At 71.3% G+C, this 16,638-nt stretch carries 14 protein-coding genes; 11 read left to right on the top strand and 3 right to left on the bottom strand.

What is annotated here, in order from left to right; genetic code table 11:
* Positions 1-3 precede the first annotated feature (3 nt).
* The 7 genes from OG472_RS42770 (at position 4) to OG472_RS42740 (ending at position 5,888) form a co-directional block, all read left to right on the top strand.
* On the top strand, positions 4-1,047 hold the full coding sequence (locus tag OG472_RS42770) for a hypothetical protein (protein WP_405940656.1): 1,044 nt from the start codon (positions 4-6) through the stop codon (positions 1,045-1,047).
* Positions 1,040-1,924 (top strand): tryptophan synthase subunit alpha, encoded by an 885-nt coding sequence (trpA, locus tag OG472_RS42765; protein WP_405940657.1) that lies wholly within the window; start codon positions 1,040-1,042, stop codon positions 1,922-1,924. Before OG472_RS42770 ends, trpA begins: the two co-directional genes overlap by 8 nt.
* Before the next feature lie 75 nt (positions 1,925-1,999).
* Positions 2,000-2,374 (top strand): ectoine synthase, encoded by a 375-nt coding sequence (locus tag OG472_RS42760; RefSeq protein ID WP_030721055.1) that lies wholly within the window; start codon positions 2,000-2,002, stop codon positions 2,372-2,374.
* Positions 2,375-2,432: 58 nt separating this feature from the next.
* Complete coding sequence (locus OG472_RS42755) at positions 2,433-3,578, top strand: acyl-CoA dehydrogenase family protein (protein ID WP_405827051.1); 1,146 nt, start codon at positions 2,433-2,435, stop codon at positions 3,576-3,578.
* A gap of 5 nt (positions 3,579-3,583) precedes the next feature.
* Positions 3,584-4,336, top strand: a complete 753-nt coding sequence (locus tag OG472_RS42750; protein WP_405834726.1) for an N-(5'-phosphoribosyl)anthranilate isomerase — start codon at positions 3,584-3,586, stop codon at positions 4,334-4,336.
* Positions 4,333-5,055, top strand: a complete 723-nt coding sequence (locus OG472_RS42745) for an indole-3-glycerol-phosphate synthase (protein ID WP_401611400.1) — start codon at positions 4,333-4,335, stop codon at positions 5,053-5,055. The genes OG472_RS42750 and OG472_RS42745 overlap by 4 nt, the downstream gene beginning before the upstream one ends.
* On the top strand, positions 5,052-5,888 hold the full coding sequence (locus OG472_RS42740) for an alpha/beta hydrolase (protein ID WP_405827052.1): 837 nt from the start codon (positions 5,052-5,054) through the stop codon (positions 5,886-5,888). The genes OG472_RS42745 and OG472_RS42740 overlap by 4 nt, the downstream gene beginning before the upstream one ends.
* Before the next feature lie 129 nt (positions 5,889-6,017).
* Here OG472_RS42740 and OG472_RS42735 read toward each other — a convergent pair whose 3' ends face one another.
* The 3 genes from OG472_RS42735 to OG472_RS42725 all read right to left on the bottom strand — a co-directional run bounded on the left by OG472_RS42735 (position 6,018) and on the right by OG472_RS42725 (position 8,817).
* Positions 6,018-6,653: a DUF6875 domain-containing protein gene (locus OG472_RS42735; protein ID WP_383577067.1), complete on the bottom strand. Its 636-nt coding sequence runs from the start codon at positions 6,651-6,653 to the stop codon at positions 6,018-6,020.
* The gene (locus OG472_RS42730) at positions 6,650-7,252 is read right to left on the bottom strand and encodes a hypothetical protein (RefSeq protein WP_401611403.1); all 603 of its coding nucleotides are present in this window, start codon (positions 7,250-7,252) and stop codon (positions 6,650-6,652) included. The genes OG472_RS42735 and OG472_RS42730 overlap by 4 nt, the downstream gene beginning before the upstream one ends.
* A gap of 170 nt (positions 7,253-7,422) precedes the next feature.
* On the bottom strand, positions 7,423-8,817 hold the full coding sequence (locus OG472_RS42725; RefSeq protein WP_401611405.1) for a pyridoxal phosphate-dependent decarboxylase family protein: 1,395 nt from the start codon (positions 8,815-8,817) through the stop codon (positions 7,423-7,425).
* 315 nt (positions 8,818-9,132) lie between these two features.
* Between OG472_RS42725 and OG472_RS42720 the strand changes: the two genes are divergently transcribed.
* The 4 genes from OG472_RS42720 to metH all read left to right on the top strand — a co-directional run bounded on the left by OG472_RS42720 (position 9,133) and on the right by metH (position 16,612).
* Entirely contained in the window at positions 9,133-10,602 is a 1,470-nt protein-coding gene (locus OG472_RS42720) for a multicopper oxidase family protein (RefSeq protein WP_401611406.1), read from the top strand.
* A 208-nt stretch (positions 10,603-10,810) separates the two neighbouring features.
* Complete coding sequence (metK, locus tag OG472_RS42715) at positions 10,811-12,019, top strand: methionine adenosyltransferase (protein ID WP_405834711.1); 1,209 nt, start codon at positions 10,811-10,813, stop codon at positions 12,017-12,019.
* A 151-nt stretch (positions 12,020-12,170) separates the two neighbouring features.
* Entirely contained in the window at positions 12,171-13,151 is a 981-nt protein-coding gene (locus tag OG472_RS42710) for a carbohydrate kinase family protein (protein ID WP_405827055.1), read from the top strand.
* On the top strand, positions 13,148-16,612 hold the full coding sequence (gene metH, locus OG472_RS42705; protein ID WP_405940658.1) for a methionine synthase: 3,465 nt from the start codon (positions 13,148-13,150) through the stop codon (positions 16,610-16,612). Before OG472_RS42710 ends, metH begins: the two co-directional genes overlap by 4 nt.
* Positions 16,613-16,638 lie beyond the last annotated feature (26 nt).

Raw genomic sequence — 16,638 nt, 5'->3', positions numbered from 1 at the left:
ACCGTGCACGACGCACTCACCGGCCTGCTGGAGCAGCGGGCCCCGGTCGGCCGGGAGACCTGGCGGTCCTGGTGGGACCAGCTCGGCGACGGCCGGCCAGACAAGAGCGAGGTCCTCGCCCTGCTGGCCTCCCTGACCAGCCGGCTCCCGGACCACCAGACCCTGCGCCACCTGCTGGACTCCCTCGCCGAGCGCCGGCCGCCCACGACGGCGACCACCCCCTGGGAGGGCACCGTCAACGTCGTCGGCACCGGCGGCGGGCCCAGGACCTTCAACATCTCCACCGCCTCCGCCTTCGTCGCCGCGGCCGCGGGGGTCAAGGTCGTCAAGACCGGGTCCAGGGCCTACACCAGCTCGCTGGGCTCCGTCGACCTGCTGGAACGGCTCGGTGTCCCTCTCACCTCCTCCTACGCCCAGACCGAGGACACCCTCGCCGCCCACGGGATCGCCTTCGCCGGACCCTTCGTCTACCCGGCGCAGCTGACCCGGCTGGCCCGGACGGTGGCCCCGTACCCGATGAAGCCCTTCGGGCGGTTCCTGAACGCGCTGGGCCCCTTCCTCGCCGACCTGCCCGTGGCCGCCCAGGTCACCGGGGTCTCGTCGGCAGCCCCCCTGGACACCCTGCGCCAGCTCGCCGCGACCACGACGACCCGCCGGATCTGGCTGACCGCGAACGACACCGGCGCGGACGAGCTGCTGCCCTTCGCCACCAACACCGTCCACGGGCAGCACGTGCTGACCCGGGTCATCCGGCCGGGCGAACTCACCCCGGGCGACGGCTCCTTCGCGGACCTGCGGCCGGCTCCCGACCCCGGCGCGGCCGTCGGCCACTTCCTGTCCGTCCTGGCCGGCACGGCCGGCCGGGTGGCCACCCACACGGTCTGCCTGGGCGCGGCCGCCCTGGTGGTGGCCTCCGGCGTCCGCCGGGACTGGCCCTCCGCGGTCGCCCTCGCCGAGGGCGCGGTCCGCTCCGGCGAGGCCCACGACCTCGCACGGCGCCTGGCGGGAGCACCGGCGCCGCGCACACCGGCGGTGGCCCGTGCCTAGCACCGCCCCCGCGGCAACGACAGCCGCTGCCGCCCGCGCGGCTCGGCCGCACCCCGCCGCGTACCCCGCGCCCGCCCCGTTCTTCACCGGCCGCGCCCCGGGCGGGCCGCCCGGGCTGGCCCTGTTCCTCAACGCGGGCGACCCGCCGCTGCCCGTGCTGCACGACCTGGTCCTGATGCTCGATCAGGAGGGGGCGGACTGCCTGGAGTTGGCCGTCCCGTTCCCCGACTCGGTCACCGACGGCCCCGTCGTACGGCGCTCGGCCCGCCGGGCACTGGAGGCAGGCGGCGCCGACCTGGACGACGTACTCGCCTTCATCGCCGGCGTACGGCCCCACCTGGCGCACCTGCGGATCGCCCTGCTCGCCGACTGGAGCCACTCGCTGAAGCACCGGGACCTCGCGGCCACCACCGGTGAGATCGCCTCGGCGGGCGCGGACGGACTCCTGCTGCACGCGCTGCCCCCGCGGCTGCGCGAGGAGCACCTGGAATCGGCCCGGGCGGCCGGGCTGCCGGTGGTCACCACCTGCTACGCCAGCAGCCCGGCGGAGGTTCGGGCCCAGGCCGCCGCCCAGGCGGGTGCCTACCTGTATCTCGTCGCCCACTACGGGCGCAGCGGGACCGCACCGGCGGCCGGACATGCCGCGCTGGCGCAGACCGTCACGGACTTGCGGGCGCACACGACGTCCCCGATCGCCGTCGGCTTCGGGGTCAGCACACGGCAGGACGTGGAAGCCGTCGGCGCGTCCGGCGCCGACGCCGCGATCATCGGCTCCGCCGCGGTGGCGGCCGTGGAGCGGGCGCAGGAGGCCGGTCTCGATGTGACCGGCACCTTCCGCACCTTCGTCCGCTCGGTCCTGCCCGAAGGCCCGCACTGACCTTCCCTACCAGCGGAAGCGAGCTCCACCCCTCAACAGCACCATCCGTGCACCACCTCACACCGGGAGACTGCCATGATCGTTCGCGACATCGAGTCCGTGAAGACCGTCGAGTGGGGCAACGGCCTCAGCCGCCGCTTCCTCCTCGCCGAGGACGGCCTGGGCTACTCGCTCACCGACACCACCGTCCTCGCCGGCACCAAGTCCCGCCTGGAGTACGTCAACCACCTGGAAGCCTGCTACTGCATCGAGGGCTCCGGCGAGGTCATCGAGCTCGACGGCACCTCGCACGAGATCGTCCCGGGCCGGATGTACGCCCTCGACCAGCACGACGCGCACTTCCTCGTCGCCAGCCCGCACGAGGACCTGCGCCTGGTCTGCGTCTTCTCGCCGGCCCTGCGCGGCGACGAGGTCCACAGCCTGGACGCCCACAGCTCCTCCGCCTACTGAGGCGCGCAGCGCGCGCCGCTCGTCCGGAACCGTCAGCCGAATCACAAAGGGGTCCCTCGTGATCCGTTGGAACGCCGACCAGGCCGATCTGCGCGAAGGCCTGGAGCGGTGGGGAGACGCACTCAGCGCAGACCACATCGAACTCGACGAGCAGTCCGCCTTCTCGCAGGACAAGTGGAAGCTCGTGCAGAAGACCGGGATTCTGTCGCTGCCCTTCGACGAGGACCACGGAGGCCTCGGGCAGTCGCTTCTGACCACCATGTACGTGTTGGAGGGCCTCGGCGAGTACAACCGCGACTCGGGCCTGAGCTTCTCGGTCACCACGTCCATCTGCTCCACCGGAATACCGATCCAGCAGTTCGGCACCGTGGAGCAGAAGGAGCGCTACCTGCCCCGGATCTGCTCGGGCGAGGCGATCGGCGCCCACGCCATCACCGAGGCCGAGGGCGGCTCGGACGCCATGGCGATGACGACCCGGGCCGTGCGTGACGGGGACGACTTCGTCATCAACGGCAGCAAGGCCTTCGTCAGCAACGGGCCGGTCGCGGACGTGATCGTGGTCTACGCCCGGACCCATCCGGACGGCGGCCCGCTGGGAACGACGGCGTTCCTGGTGGACCGGAACACCCCGGGGGTGAGCGCCGGCAAGCCGGTCAAGAAGATGGGCTTGCGGACCTCTCCGCTGAGCGAACTGTTCTTCGACGACGTGCGGGTGCCCAGGAGTGCGGTGCTCGGCAGGGTCGGAGGCGGGTTCCTCGTCCTGGACCACGTGATGAAACGGGAGATCCTCTTCTCCTTCATCGTCAACGTGGGCGAGATGCAGCACCGGCTGGAGCGGTGTGTCGACTACGCGAAGACGCGCAAGTCCTTCGGGAAGGCGATCGGTTCGTACCAGACGATCGCCAACAAGATCGTCGACACGAAGATCCAGCTGGAGACCGCCCGCAAGTGGCTCTACGACACCGGGGAGAAGCTGGAGGCGGGCGAGAACGTCACCGTGGACCTGGCCATCGCCAAGCTCGTCACGAGCGAGAGCAATCTGGCCACCAGCATCACCGCCGTGCAGATCTTCGGCGGCCACGGCTACATGTCGGAGTTCGGCCTGGAGCAGGACGTGCGCAACGCGCTGGGCGGCACGATCTACTCGGGGACGAACGAGATCCAGTACAACCGCATCGCCTCGATGCTGGGACTGGGCAAGTGAGCGGCATGCGCCCGCTGTCCCAGACGCTGCTGAAGGTCTGCGGGGCCACGGGCCTCGGTGACATCGAGGCGGCGGCGGCCGCCGGGGCGGACTGCGTCGGGCTCTGGCACGGCGTACCCGGCGGCCCGTCGGAACTGGCTCTGGACGGGCTCGCCGCCCTTGTGGCGGCGGCCCGGCCGGCCGGGCTCCTGCCGGTGCTGGTGACGTTCCTGGCCGATGCGGGCGAGCTGGCCGCGATCGTGCGGCGTACCGGTGTCGCCTGGGTCCAGCTCCACGCCTACCAGCCGCCGGCCGTCGTACGGGCGCTGCGCGAGGCGCTGCCGGCGGAGGTCGGCCTCGTCAAGGTGCTGCACGTCGACGAGGCGGGCGGCTGTGTGGAGCGCCCGCTGATCGGTGCGTACGAGCGGGCCGGCACCGACCTGTTCCTCATCGACACCGCCACCGGGGACGGCCGGATCGGCAGTACCGGCGCCGCCCTCGACCCGGGGCGCCTGACCGCTTTGCTGCCCCGGCTCACCCGTCCCTTCCTCCTGGCCGGCGGTCTGAGCGCGGCGGGCCGTCCCGCCTACGAGGACGTCGTGCGCCACAGCGGATTCCGCGGCATCGATGTGGACACGGCGGCCCGCAACCGGGTGACGGGCCGCTTCGGCGTCCCGGAGATCGCCGCCCTGGCCCGTGCCTGGCGCACCGGCATCCCCCACACCGCCGCCGTCGCCGGCGGCGTCCCCGACCCTCCCCGACTGGAGCTCTCGCGATGACGCAGCAGAACCGGAACGGCTTCCCTTTTCTCGAGGCCCTCCTGGCCTCGCCGACCCCCGTGGTGATGGAGGTGAAACGGCGCGACGCCCACGGCTACGACATGCTCGGCGGCCGGATTCCCGCCGCGATCGTGGAGGCGTACGAGAGCGCGGGCGCCCCGTGCATCTCGGTGGTCACGGGCCGCTGGTTCGGCGGCTCGCCCGCGCTGCTGCGGGACGTGGCCGCCCTGACCGGCCTGCCGCTCCTGCAGAAGGACTTCATCACCAGGAAGGACCAGATCCGCACGGCGAAGGAGCTCGGGGCCTCGGCGGTGCTGCTGACGGCGGCACTGCTGCCGGCATCGAGCATGCGGACCCTGGTGACGGAGTGCCTGCTGGCCGGGCTCACCCCGTTCGTGGAGATCACCACGGAGGCCGAACTCGAAACGGTCCACCATCTTGAGGAGTGTGTGATCGCGGTCAACAACAAGGACATCAAGACCCGCGAGCGGGGCGCCGGCGACCTGGGCCGCTCCCTCGGCCTGCTCCCGGCGCTGCGCGCGGCCGGTGTCGCCTGCCCGGTGAGCGCGAGCGGCATCGACGGCCCGGCGAGCGCCGCCCGCCTCCTGGACGCCGGCTTCGGGGGACTGCTGGTGGGCACCTCGCTGCTGCGCACGGGTTCCCCCGTGGAGTGGGTGGACGCGATGGCGGGCGCCCGGAAGGGGCTGGCCCTGCGATGAACCACTCCCTGACGGGCGGCGCACGCCCCCACACGCTGAACGCCGCGGGCATCCCCCTGTCGGGTCTGCTGGCCCTGCCCGCGGGCCGGGAGGTCCGCTCCACGATCCTGGCCATCCACGGCCGGGGCATGCGGGCGGCGTACTGGAACTCCTTCATCCCCCTCGCCACCGGCCTGGGCCACGCGGTCCTGGCCCTGGACCGGCCGGGCTACGGCGACTCGGCGGACCTGCTGGCCGAGGGCCAGAGCCTGGCCGGCCAGGCGGAAACCCTCCACGCGGCCCTCAAGGAACACGCGGCCGCGCACACCATCGGCGCCGGCGTCTTCCTCCTGGGCCACTCCGACGGCGGCAAGGTGGCCCTGCACACGGCGGCCACCGACGGCGCCGTCCCCCTCCTGGGCCTGGACGCCTCGGGCGTCGGCTACCACTACGACCCGCAGGCCCTGCACTTCCCCTCCACCCTCGGCGGCGGCGCCTCCAAACTCAACTGGGGCCCCCTGAACCTCTACCCGCGCGGCACCTTCCAGGCCAGCCGGACACTGCTGGCCCCCACCCCGGCGCGCGAGAGCGCGGAAACCGTGCGCTGGCCGGGCCAGTACGAGGAACTGGCCCCCCGCATCCGAATCCCCGTCCGCCTCACCTTCGCGGAGCACGAGGCGTGGTGGCACCTGGACGACTCCACCCTCGCCTCGATGACCTCCCTCCTGACCGCGGCCCCCCGGGTGACCCTGGAACACCTGGCCGCGGCGGGCCACAACATCAGCCTCGGCCACGCGGCCACCGCCTACCACCTGCGCGTCCTGGCCTTCCTGGAGGACTGCCTGCGCTCCTAGCCCCCGCACTCCCCCGCCCTCCCCCGCGCTCTGCCACGGGCTCTCGCGGGTGGCTTGTACGCCGAACGGCCGCGCCCCGCAAAGAAGATGGGGGCGCGGCCGGCCGGTCGTCACAGAGGGGGCAGGTGGTCAGGCGGCGACCACCCGGCTCACCAGCTGGTCGCGGATCCGGGCCGGGAGGGCCGGCGCGAACCGCTGCAGGTAGTGGTCCATGTGGGAGTCGTCGCTCACCAGGAAGGGCAGGTCGAAGACCAGGAGTTTGCGGACCGCCAGCAGCGGCAGCGGGGCGCGCAGCGGGCGGAAGGCCTCGTTGTAGAGGCCCGGTTCCTCGCAGACCGGGTGGAACTGGCCGATCATCAGGCCCTCGGCGACGAACTCGTCCTTCGCCTTGCGCTGGAGTTCGTCCAGTTCCACCGAGTCGGTGGGGTCGAAGCCGGGCAGGACCAGCAGGATGGTGAGGAGTTCGCGGTCCTCGGGCGACAGCGGCTGCGACAGGGCCGCGTGGCGGGTGCGCAGCGAGTCGACGGCCATGGCCAGGTTCTCGCATCCGGCGGAGGGCAGGGCCAGGTGGAACAGGTCCTTGCGCAGTGAGGGCTGGGTGTAGGGGCACACGGGTCCGGTGCGGCCCAGTTCGGGGTGGCTGGAGACGAGGAAGTCCCTGCTCCACATGAGGACTTGCAGCAGCACTCCGATGGCTTCGGGCGGTGCTTCGCCGCGGGCGACCTGGCTGCTGGTCCAGGACTGGATCAGGTCGTCTCCCCTCATCGGGGGTTCCTCCACATCGGTCGCAGTACGGGGCCGCCGTCGGGCAGGGCGATGTCGGTGCCCAGGCGGTCGAAGCCGGCGCGCCGGGTCGTTGCCTCGCCGCCCGGTGAGCTGGCCTCCGTGTAGGTGCCGGTGCCGTCGGCATCCGCGCGGGCCGTGATCTCGGCGAGGAGGCGGGACATCAGGCCGCCCTGCTGGCGGCCGGGGCGGACGGCGCCGAAGGAGACGTAGTAGTGCGGGGTGTGCGGGTGGCGTTCGGCCTGGAGGCGGGCGATGGTGCGCAGCGCGTCCGTGTGCGCGCCCAGGGCCCGGGTGAAGGCGGCGTCGAGGGCTTCCTCGTCGGGTTGGGCGCCGGGCGGCAGGAACAGGAGCACCGCGTCGCCGTCGGGGGTGGTGAGGATCCCGTCGTGGGCGGCGGAGAGTTCGACGAAGACCCGGAAGAAGCCGGGGAGGAGCTCGGTGCGCAGCCGCTCGTCGGGGATCATCCAGCGGGTCAGCGCGTCGTCGTGGAAGGCGGCGGACAGCAGGGCGGACAGGTGGTCGTGGGAGGGCCGGTTCGGCCGGGATAAGGCGGTCGGGCTGGACGCGTTCGGGGACAAAGCGGGGAACCTCCGGTCGGAAGGACGAAACAGCAACGGGAACGGGAAAGGGAGGGGGCGGGGCGGAGTGGGTGGGACGGGTGTGTGGGGTGGGGGGAGGCAGAGGGGCTGCGGCCGTCGGCAGTCGGCATCGGCGGTCGGCTGTCGGGGGGCGGGGGCAGGGGCGGCCGTCAGGACGTTGTGCGGCCGTGGGCGGCCAGTTCCTCGACGCGGGCGTGCAGGGTCGGCAGGTAGTGCTCGGACTCCGGCTTGATCAGGACGCTGCGGATCACCCGGGCCGCCTGCGCGTCCCGTACCACGCGCGGGTGGCGGCGTACGAAGGCGTCCGCGTCGGCGCGCAGCACGCTCAGGAACACGGGGTCTGCCTCTGCGGTCATGCCGTCGCGCAGCAGGCGGTCGCAGGCCGCGTCGATCGAGGACAGGGTTTTGGCGGCGGTGGTGGGGAAGTAGGTGACGATGTCGAGGTCCGGGCGCTGGTAGAGGTCCAGTTCGTCGGAGTCGGTCAGCAGGTCGGCCCAGTGCAGGGCGGCCCGGCGGTTCGCGGTGAGGATGCGTCCGAAGCCGTCCGGTGTGAGGGGCAGCAGTTGCAGGGTCAGCCACAGGGCGGCGGCGGCTGCGCCCGCGCGTGAGCATTCCAGGCTGATCTCGCCCAGGTGGAGGTCGGCGTCGGTGAAGTAGGTGTAGGGCGAGTCGTGGGCGAAGTGCCGGCCGGCCCGCGGGTCGGGGAAGAGGACGGCGCCGCAGCCGTAGGGCTGCAGGCCCTGCTTGTGGGGGTCCACGACCACGGAGTCGCATGCGGCGATCGCCTGCCAGGGGGCGGCGTCGACGGCGCCGGTGCCGGCCCGGCCCAGGATGGCGTAGAAGCCGCCGTAGGCGGCGTCGACGTGGACCCGTGCCCCGTACCGGCGGGCCAGCGGCAGGACTTCGTGGACCGGGTCGACGGCGCCGAGGCCGGTGGTTCCGGTGGTGACGACGACGGTGCCGATACGGCCCGTGCGCAGGGCGCTCTCGAGTGCTTCGAGGTCGATGCGGCCGTGCGCGTCGGTGGGGATGCGGTGGCCCTGCATGCCCAGGACGTGGCACATCCGCTCGTGGGTGTAGTGGCATTCGCCGCTGTAGGCGATGCCGCGGTCGGGGTGGAGCTGGCGGGCGACGTAGAGGGCTTCCAGGTTGGCCATGGTGCCGCTGGTGGTGAGGTGTCCGACGTGTGCGTCGAGCCCGAACATGGCGGCGAGGTCGGCGACCGCCTCGCGTTCCATCTCGGTGGTGGCGGGTCCGCCTTCGGCGGCGTGGTTGTTGGGGTTGAAGAGCATGGCGGTGAGGTAGCCGGTGACGGCCGCCGGGTGGGGTGGTTTGACCATCTGTCCGGCGTAGCGCGGGTGGAAGAACGGATAGTTGTGGTCCATCCGCTTGGCGAGGCGGTCGAAGGCCTCGGTGAAGGCGTCGGGGTGGACGCGGTGCGCGTCGTGGGTCTGGTAGGGGCCGAACTGCCCTCCCCACTGCTGCGCCACCGTGAGTGCGCGCGGCAGCCAGTCGCGTAAGTCGTGCAGGTCGTGCAGGTCCACGGGTGCCTCCCCCAGCGGCCGCCCGGTCCGGCGGCACGAGTCGGGCGTACGCGGTCGTACGTACGCATGAGGAGGGTTGCGAAGGCCCCGCAAGGCCCGCGCAACGCCTGACGCCCGCACACCATCTGGGCTCGAGTGATGCGCAAGGCGCGTCTGGTGCACTCGCGGCGCGAGCGCCACGCGGGGTACTGCCCCGCCGGCTGCCCGCAGGCACCGGCACACGGGCCGCCGCATACCGCGGCAGGCCGTCCTCGGCGCGCCCGGTGCCGTTCTCGGGCGTCCGCCCGCACGCACCCTTCCCAGGAGGAAAATCCCATGGTCACCAGACGCAGCTTGCTCGGCGGTGCCGTCGCCGCGACCGGCGCCGGCCTGCTCACCACCGGTGGCCTGACGCCGCTGCTGGGTGCGCGCAGCGCCGAGGCCTCCGCTACGGGGGCGGCCGGGGTCCGGCCGGTCGCGGTCCCGCCGCCGTTCAGTGTGCGGATGCCGATGGCGCCGGTGCTCCAGCCGATATCGACGCTGGGCGGCCAGGACACCTATGCGGTCACCGTCAAGGAGGTGGCGCGGGAGATCATTCCCGGCGTGCAGACGAAGGTGTTGACCTACGACGGTCACTTCCCGGGGCCGGTGCTGCGGGCCCGCAGCGGGCGCAAGGTGGTGATCCGGCACCGCAACACCCTCACCATGCCGGTCTCGGTGCACCTGCACGGCGGCAGCGTCTCGCCGGAGAACGACGGCGGCCCGATGGACACGTTCGCGCCGAACACCTCGCGTACCTACACGTATCCGAACCAGCAGCCGGGCGCCGGCCTGTGGTTCCACGACCACGCGCACCACATGGAGTCGGAGCACGTCTTCCGCGGCCTGTCCGCGGCCTATCTGCTGTCGGACGAGACGGAGCGGTCGCTGCCGCTGCCGTCCGGCCAGTACGAGGTTCCGATCGCGCTGCGTGATGCCCGCTTCGACGAGGCGGGCCAGCTGGTGTATGTGATGGACGACGTGTTCGGGCGGACCACGATCCTGGCCAACGGCCGCCCGAGCCCGTATGTGGAGGTCGCGGCCCGCAAGTACCGGTTCCGGCTGCTGAACTCCTCCAACATGCGTTTCTTCCAGCTGCGTCTGTCGGACGGCGGCCAGATGATCCAGATCGGTTCGGACGGGGGCCTGCTGGAGGCCCCCTTCCCGACGGACACGATCGGGCTGTCCCCGGCGGAGCGGGCGGATGTGGTCATCGACTTCTCGCGCTACCGGGTCGGTACGAAGATCGTTCTGGAGAACACCCTGGGGCCGGGGAGCCCCGACCAGGTGGGCCAGGTGCTGCGTTTCGACGTGGTGCGCACGGCATCGGATGCGTCGCGGGTGCCGGAGAGGCTGCGGACCCTGCCGGCGATGGCGAAGGCCACGGTCGAGCGCAGCATCGTGTTGAGCATGGACGAGGACGGCCGCCAGGAGCCGCGGGGGTTCATGGACGGGCAGGTCTGGGACTACCAGCGCATCGACCAGACGATCGCCCACGGCAGCTCGGAGATCTGGACGGTCACCAACGCCAACAAGATCGTCCCGCACAACTTTCACATGCATCTGGTCCAGTTCCGGGTGCTGGAGCGGGGCGGGGTGGCGGTGGCGCCGGGCGAGGCCGGGCTGAAGGACACGGTCCGGCTGTTCCCCGGCGAGACGGTGAAGCTGCACGTCACCTTCGACACGTTCCGGGGGACGTACGTCTACCACTGTCATCTGCTGGACCACTCGGCGATGGGCATGATGGCCAATTTCCGTATCCGGTAGCGGTGCCCGCGCAGGGGTGTGCCGCTTGGAGGGGAGGTGGGGGAACCGGCCAGGTCCGCTCGACGCGCTCTCGAGGACGGGCCGAGGAGCGGGCGGCAGGATCCTGGGCAACAGACCGTGTCCGGCCGTGTCCCCCACGCCCGACCCCTGACCGATCCGATTGATCCGACCGATCCGACCGACGTGTCCCCACACCACCAGGAGTGAGATGTCCCGCCGTCTGTTCACCTCGGAGTCCGTGACCGAGGGTCACCCCGACAAGATCGCCGACCAGATCAGCGACACGATCCTCGATGCGCTCCTCGCCCAGGACCCGGCTTCGCGGGTGGCGGTGGAGACGCTGATCACCACCGGTCTCGTGCACATAGCCGGCGAGGTCACCACGCAGGCCTACGCCCCCATCGCGCAGCTGGTGCGGGACAAGATCCTGGAGATCGGCTACGACTCCTCGCAGAAGGGCTTCGACGGTGCCTCCTGCGGCGTGTCGGTGTCCATCGGGGCGCAGTCCCCGGACATCGCGCAGGGCGTCGATGCGGCCTATGAGAGCCGGGTGGAGGGCGAGGAGGACGAGCTGGACCGGCAGGGCGCCGGTGACCAGGGCCTGATGTTCGGCTATGCCTGCGATGAGACGCCGGAGCTGATGCCGCTGCCGATCCACCTCGCGCACCGGCTCTCGCGCCGGCTGAGCGAGGTCCGCAAGAACGGGACGATCCCGTACCTGCGGCCGGACGGCAAGACGCAGGTCACCATCGAGTACGACGGTGACAAGGCCGTGCGCCTGGACACGGTGGTCGTCTCGACCCAGCACGCCGGCGATATCGATCTGGAGGCCCTGCTGGCCCCGGACATCCGCGCATCGGTCGTCGAGCACACGCTGCGTCAGCTCGCCGAGGACGGCATCAAGCTGGAGACCGAGGGCTACCGGCTGCTGGTGAACCCGACCGGGCGTTTCGAGATCGGCGGCCCGATGGGCGACGCCGGCCTGACCGGCCGCAAGATCATCATCGACACGTACGGGGGGATGGCCCGCCACGGCGGCGGCGCGTTCTCCGGCAAGGACCCGTCCAAGGTCGACCGCTCCGCCGCGTACGCGATGCGCTGGGTCGCCAAGAACGTGGTCGCAGCCGGTCTGGCGGCGCGCTGCGAGGTGCAGGTCGCGTACGCGATCGGGAAGGCGGAGCCGGTGGGTCTGTTCGTGGAGACCTTCGGTACGCACACGGTGCCCACCGGCCGGATCGAGCGGGCCATCGCGGAGGTCTTCGATCTGCGTCCGGCCGCGATCATCCGGGATCTGGACCTGCTGCGGCCGATCTACGCGCAGACCGCCGCCTACGGCCACTTCGGCCGTGAGCTGCCCGACTTCACGTGGGAGCGCACCGACCGCGCCGAGCAGTTGAAGGCCGTCGCCGGCGCCTGAGCACCCCGGCCCGGCCCGCCCCCACCGGGCCCCCGGCACCCCGCCCCGCCAGCCCTGCCTGCTCCGCCCGTGTCAGGCCCCCCCACACACACCCTGCCCCGCCTCGCCCTGTCTCGCCCCGCCGGCATCAGATGAGTTCACAGGAGTCCACGTGCGTATCGCGGTGACCGGATCCATCGCCACAGATCACCTCATGGCCTTCCCGGGCCGGTTCGTCGACCAGCTGCTCCCCGACCAGCTGGCACACGTCTCGTTGTCGTTTCTCGTCGACACCCTCCAGGTGCGGCGGGGCGGGGTGGCGGCCAACATCGCCTTCGGCCTCGGCAGCCTCGGCCTCGACCCCCTTCTGGTGGGTGCGGTGGGCCCGGACTTCGCCGAGTACGAGGTCTGGCTCAAGGAACACGGCGTCGACACCGGCTCGGTGTACGTCTCGTGCGAGCACCAGACCGCCCGTTTCATGTGCATGACCGACCAGGACACCAACCAGATCGCCGCCTTCTACGCGGGCGCCATGGCCGAGGCCGGCCGTATCGACCTGCGTGCCGTCCATGACCGCGCTCCCCTCGACCTGGTGCTCGTCTCGCCCAACGATCCCGGTGCGATGGTCCGCCACACCGAGCAGGCCCGGGATCTGGACATCGACTTCGCCGCCGACCCCTCGCAGCAGCTGGCCCGCCTCACCGGCGAGGAGGTGCGCTCCCTGGTCACCGGGGCGCGCTGGCTGTTCACCAACGAGTACGAGTCGGCGCTGCTGCGTGAGCGGGCCGGGTGGAGCCACCGGGAGGTCCTCGACCGCGTCGGTACGTGGGTGACCACCCTGGGCGCACAGGGCGTCCGTATCGACCGCAGGGGCGAGCCGGCCGTCACGGTCGGCGCGGTCCCCGGTGTCCGCGCCGAGGACCCGACCGGTGTCGGCGACGCCTTCCGCTCCGGTTTCCTGGCCGCCGTCGGCTGGGGCCTGCCGCTCGAGACGGCCGCGCAGCTCGGCTGCGCGATGTCGGCGCTGGTCCTGGCGACGGTCGGGTCCCAGGCGTACGAGGTCCGGCCGGAGGCTTTGCTGGCCACGGTCCGTACGGTGTACGGGGAGCGTGCGGCGGGGCTGCTGGGGGCGAAGCCGGGGTGGGCGGCATGACGGCGGACGCGCAGGCGCGCGCCGATGCCCTGCGGGAGGCGCTCGCGACGCGGGTGGTGGTCGCCGACGGCGCGATGGGGACGATGCTGCAGGCGCAGGACCCCTCGATGGAGGACTTCCAGCAGCTGGAGGGCTGCAACGAGGTTTTGAACGTGACGCGTCCGGACATTGTGCGCACGGTGCACGAGGCGTACTTCGCGGTGGGTGTGGACTGCGTCGAGACGAACACGTTCGGTGCGAACTTCGCGGCGCTGGCGGAGTACGACATCGCGGAGCGCAATTTCGAGCTGTCGGAGGCGGGTGCGCGTATCGCCCGTGAGGTCGCGGACGAGTTCACGGTGTCGACGGGGCGGCAGCGGTGGGTGCTGGGCTCGATGGGGCCGGGTACGAAGCTGCCGACGCTGGGGCACATCGCCTACGCGAAGATCCGTGACGCCTATCAGGTCAACGCGGAGGGTCTGATCGCCGGCGGGGCGGATGCGCTGCTGGTGGAGACGACGCAGGACCTGTTGCAGACGAAGTCCTCGATCATCGGTGCCCGGCGGGCGATGGAGGCGCTGGGTGTCGGCGTGCCGCTGATCTGCTCGGTGACGGTGGAGACGACGGGCACGATGCTGCTGGGCTCGGAGATCGGTGCGGCCCTGACGGCGCTGGAGCCGCTGGGCATCGACATGATCGGTCTGAACTGTGCGACCGGGCCTGCGGAGATGAGCGAGCACCTGCGGTATCTGGCGCGCCATGCCCGCATCCCGCTGTCCTGCATGCCCAACGCGGGGCTTCCGGTGCTGACGAAGGAGGGTGCGCACTATCCGCTGAGCGCGTCGGAGCTGGCGGACGCCCAGGAGACCTTCGTCCGCGAGTACGGGCTCTCCCTGGTGGGCGGCTGCTGTGGTACGACGCCGGAGCATCTGCGGCAGGTGGTGGAGCGGGTCCGCGGCACGGCGGTGACCGAGCGCAGTGGGCGGCCGGAGCCGGGTGCGGCCTCGCTGTATCAGACGGTTGCGTTCCGTCAGGACACCTCGTACATGGCGATCGGTGAGCGCACCAACGCCAACGGCTCCAAGAAGTTCCGTGAGGCGATGCTGGAGGCCCGCTGGGACGACTGTGTGGAGATGGCCCGGGACCAGATCCGTGAGGGCGCGCACATGCTGGATCTGTGTGTGGACTACGTGGGCCGTGACGGCGTCGCCGACATGGAGGAGCTGGCGGGCCGCTTCGCGACGGCCTCGACGCTGCCGATCGTGCTGGACTCGACCGAGGTCCCGGTCATCCGGGCGGGTCTGGAGAAGCTGGGCGGGCGTGCGGTCATCAACTCGGTGAACTACGAGGACGGTGACGGCCCCGGGTCCCGCTTCGCCAAGGTCACCCAACTGGCCCAGGAGCACGGCGCCGCACTGATCGCGCTGACCATCGACGAAGAGGGCCAGGCCCGCACCGTCGGGCACAAGGTCGCCATCGCCGAACGCCTCATCGAGGACCTGACGGGGAACTGGGGGATCCGCGAGTCGGACATCCTCATCGACACGCTCACCTTCACGATCTGCACCGGCCAGGAGGAGTCGCGGGGCGACGGGATCGCCACGATCGAGGCGATCCGCGAGCTCAAGCGCCGCCATCCGGACGTGCAGACCACTTTGGGCCTGTCCAACATCTCCTTCGGCCTCAATCCGGCGGCGCGGGTCCTGCTGAACTCGGTGTTCCTGGACGAGTGTGTGAAGGCGGGTCTGGATTCGGCGATCGTGCACGCCTCGAAGATCCTGCCGATCGCCCGGTTCGACGAGGAGCAGGTCACCACCGCCCTGGATCTGATCTACGACCGGCGGGCGGAGGGCTATGACCCGCTGCAGAAGCTGATGGCCCTCTTCGAGGGCGTCAACACCAAGTCGCTGAAGGCCGGCCGCGCCGAGGAACTCCTTGCGCTGCCGCTGGACGAGCGACTGCAGCGGCGCATCATCGACGGTGAGAAGAACGGCCTGGAGGCCGACCTGGACGAGGCTCTCCAGACCCGCCCGGCCCTGGACATCGTCAACGACACGCTGCTGGAGGGCATGAAGGTCGTCGGTGAGCTGTTCGGGTCGGGGCAGATGCAGCTTCCGTTCGTGCTGCAGTCCGCGGAGGTCATGAAGACGGCCGTGGCCTACCTCGAGCCGCACATGGAGAAGACCGACGACGAGGGCAAGGGCACGATCGTGCTGGCCACGGTCCGCGGTGACGTCCACGACATCGGCAAGAACCTCGTCGACATCATCCTCACCAACAACGGCTACAACGTCGTCAACATCGGCATCAAGCAGCCGGTCTCGGCGATCCTGGAGGCGGCGCAGGAGCACAAGGCCGACGTGATCGGCATGTCCGGTCTGCTGGTGAAGTCGACCGTGATCATGAAGGAGAACCTGGAGGAGCTCAACCAGCGCAAGCTGGCCGCCCACTACCCGGTCATCCTCGGCGGCGCCGCCCTGACCCGCGCCTACGTCGAACAGGACCTCCACGAGATCTACGAGGGCGAAGTCCGCTACGCCCGCGACGCCTTCGAGGGCCTGCGCCTGATGGACGCCCTGATGGGCGTCAAACGCGGTGTTCCCGGCGCCGTGCTGCCGCCGCTGAAGCAGCGCCGCGTCGCCAGGAGGGACACCCCGCTCCTGGCGGTGAAGCCACAGCCCGGCGGCCGCTCCGACGTCGCCGTCGACAACCCGGTCCCCGCCCCGCCGTTCTGGGGCACCCGCGTCGTCAAGGGCATCCCCCTCAAGGAGTACGCCTCCTGGCTGGACGAGAGCGCCCTGTTCAAGGGCCAGTGGGGTCTGAAGGACGCCGAGACCATCGAGAGCGACGGGCGCCCGCGGCTGCGCGGCTGGCTGGAGCGCCTGCACACCGGCGCCCTGCTGGAGGCGGCCGTGGTGCACGGCTACTTCCGGTGCGTCTCCAAGGGCGAGGACCTGATCGTCCTCGACGAGAACGGATCCGAGCGGACCCGTTTCACCTTCCCCCGCCAGAGCCGCGGACGGCGGCTGTGCCTGGCGGACTTCTTCCGCTCCGAGGACAGCGGGGCAACCGACGTCGTCGGCTTCCAGGTCGTGACGGTCGGCAGCCGCATCGGCCAGGAGACGGCCCGGCTCTTCGCCGCCGACGCCTACCGCGAGTACATGGAGCTGCACGGCCTGTCCGTGCAGCTCGCCGAGGCCCTGGCCGAGTACTGGCACGCCCGCGTCCGCGGCGAACTGGGCATCGCCGGATCCGATCCCCTCTCCATGGACGGCATGTTGCGTACCGAGTACCAGGGCTGCCGCTACTCGCTGGGCTATCCCGCCTGCCCCGACCTGGAGGACCGCGCGAAGATCGCCGGTCTCCTGCAGCCGGAGCGGATCGGGGTGCGCCTTTCGGAGGAGTTCCAGCTCCACCCGGAGCAGTCCACCGACGCGATCGTGATCCACCACCCCGAAGCGAAGTATTTCAACGCACGCTGAGACCGGATGAGTTGGAAAGGAGCCCG

The organism is Streptomyces sp. NBC_00207 (genome assembly GCF_045160965.1).
Lineage (GTDB): Bacteria > Actinomycetota > Actinomycetes > Streptomycetales > Streptomycetaceae > Streptomyces.
Note: the sequence above shows the minus strand (reverse complement) of the source record. Positions and strands in the feature narration are given on the sequence as shown.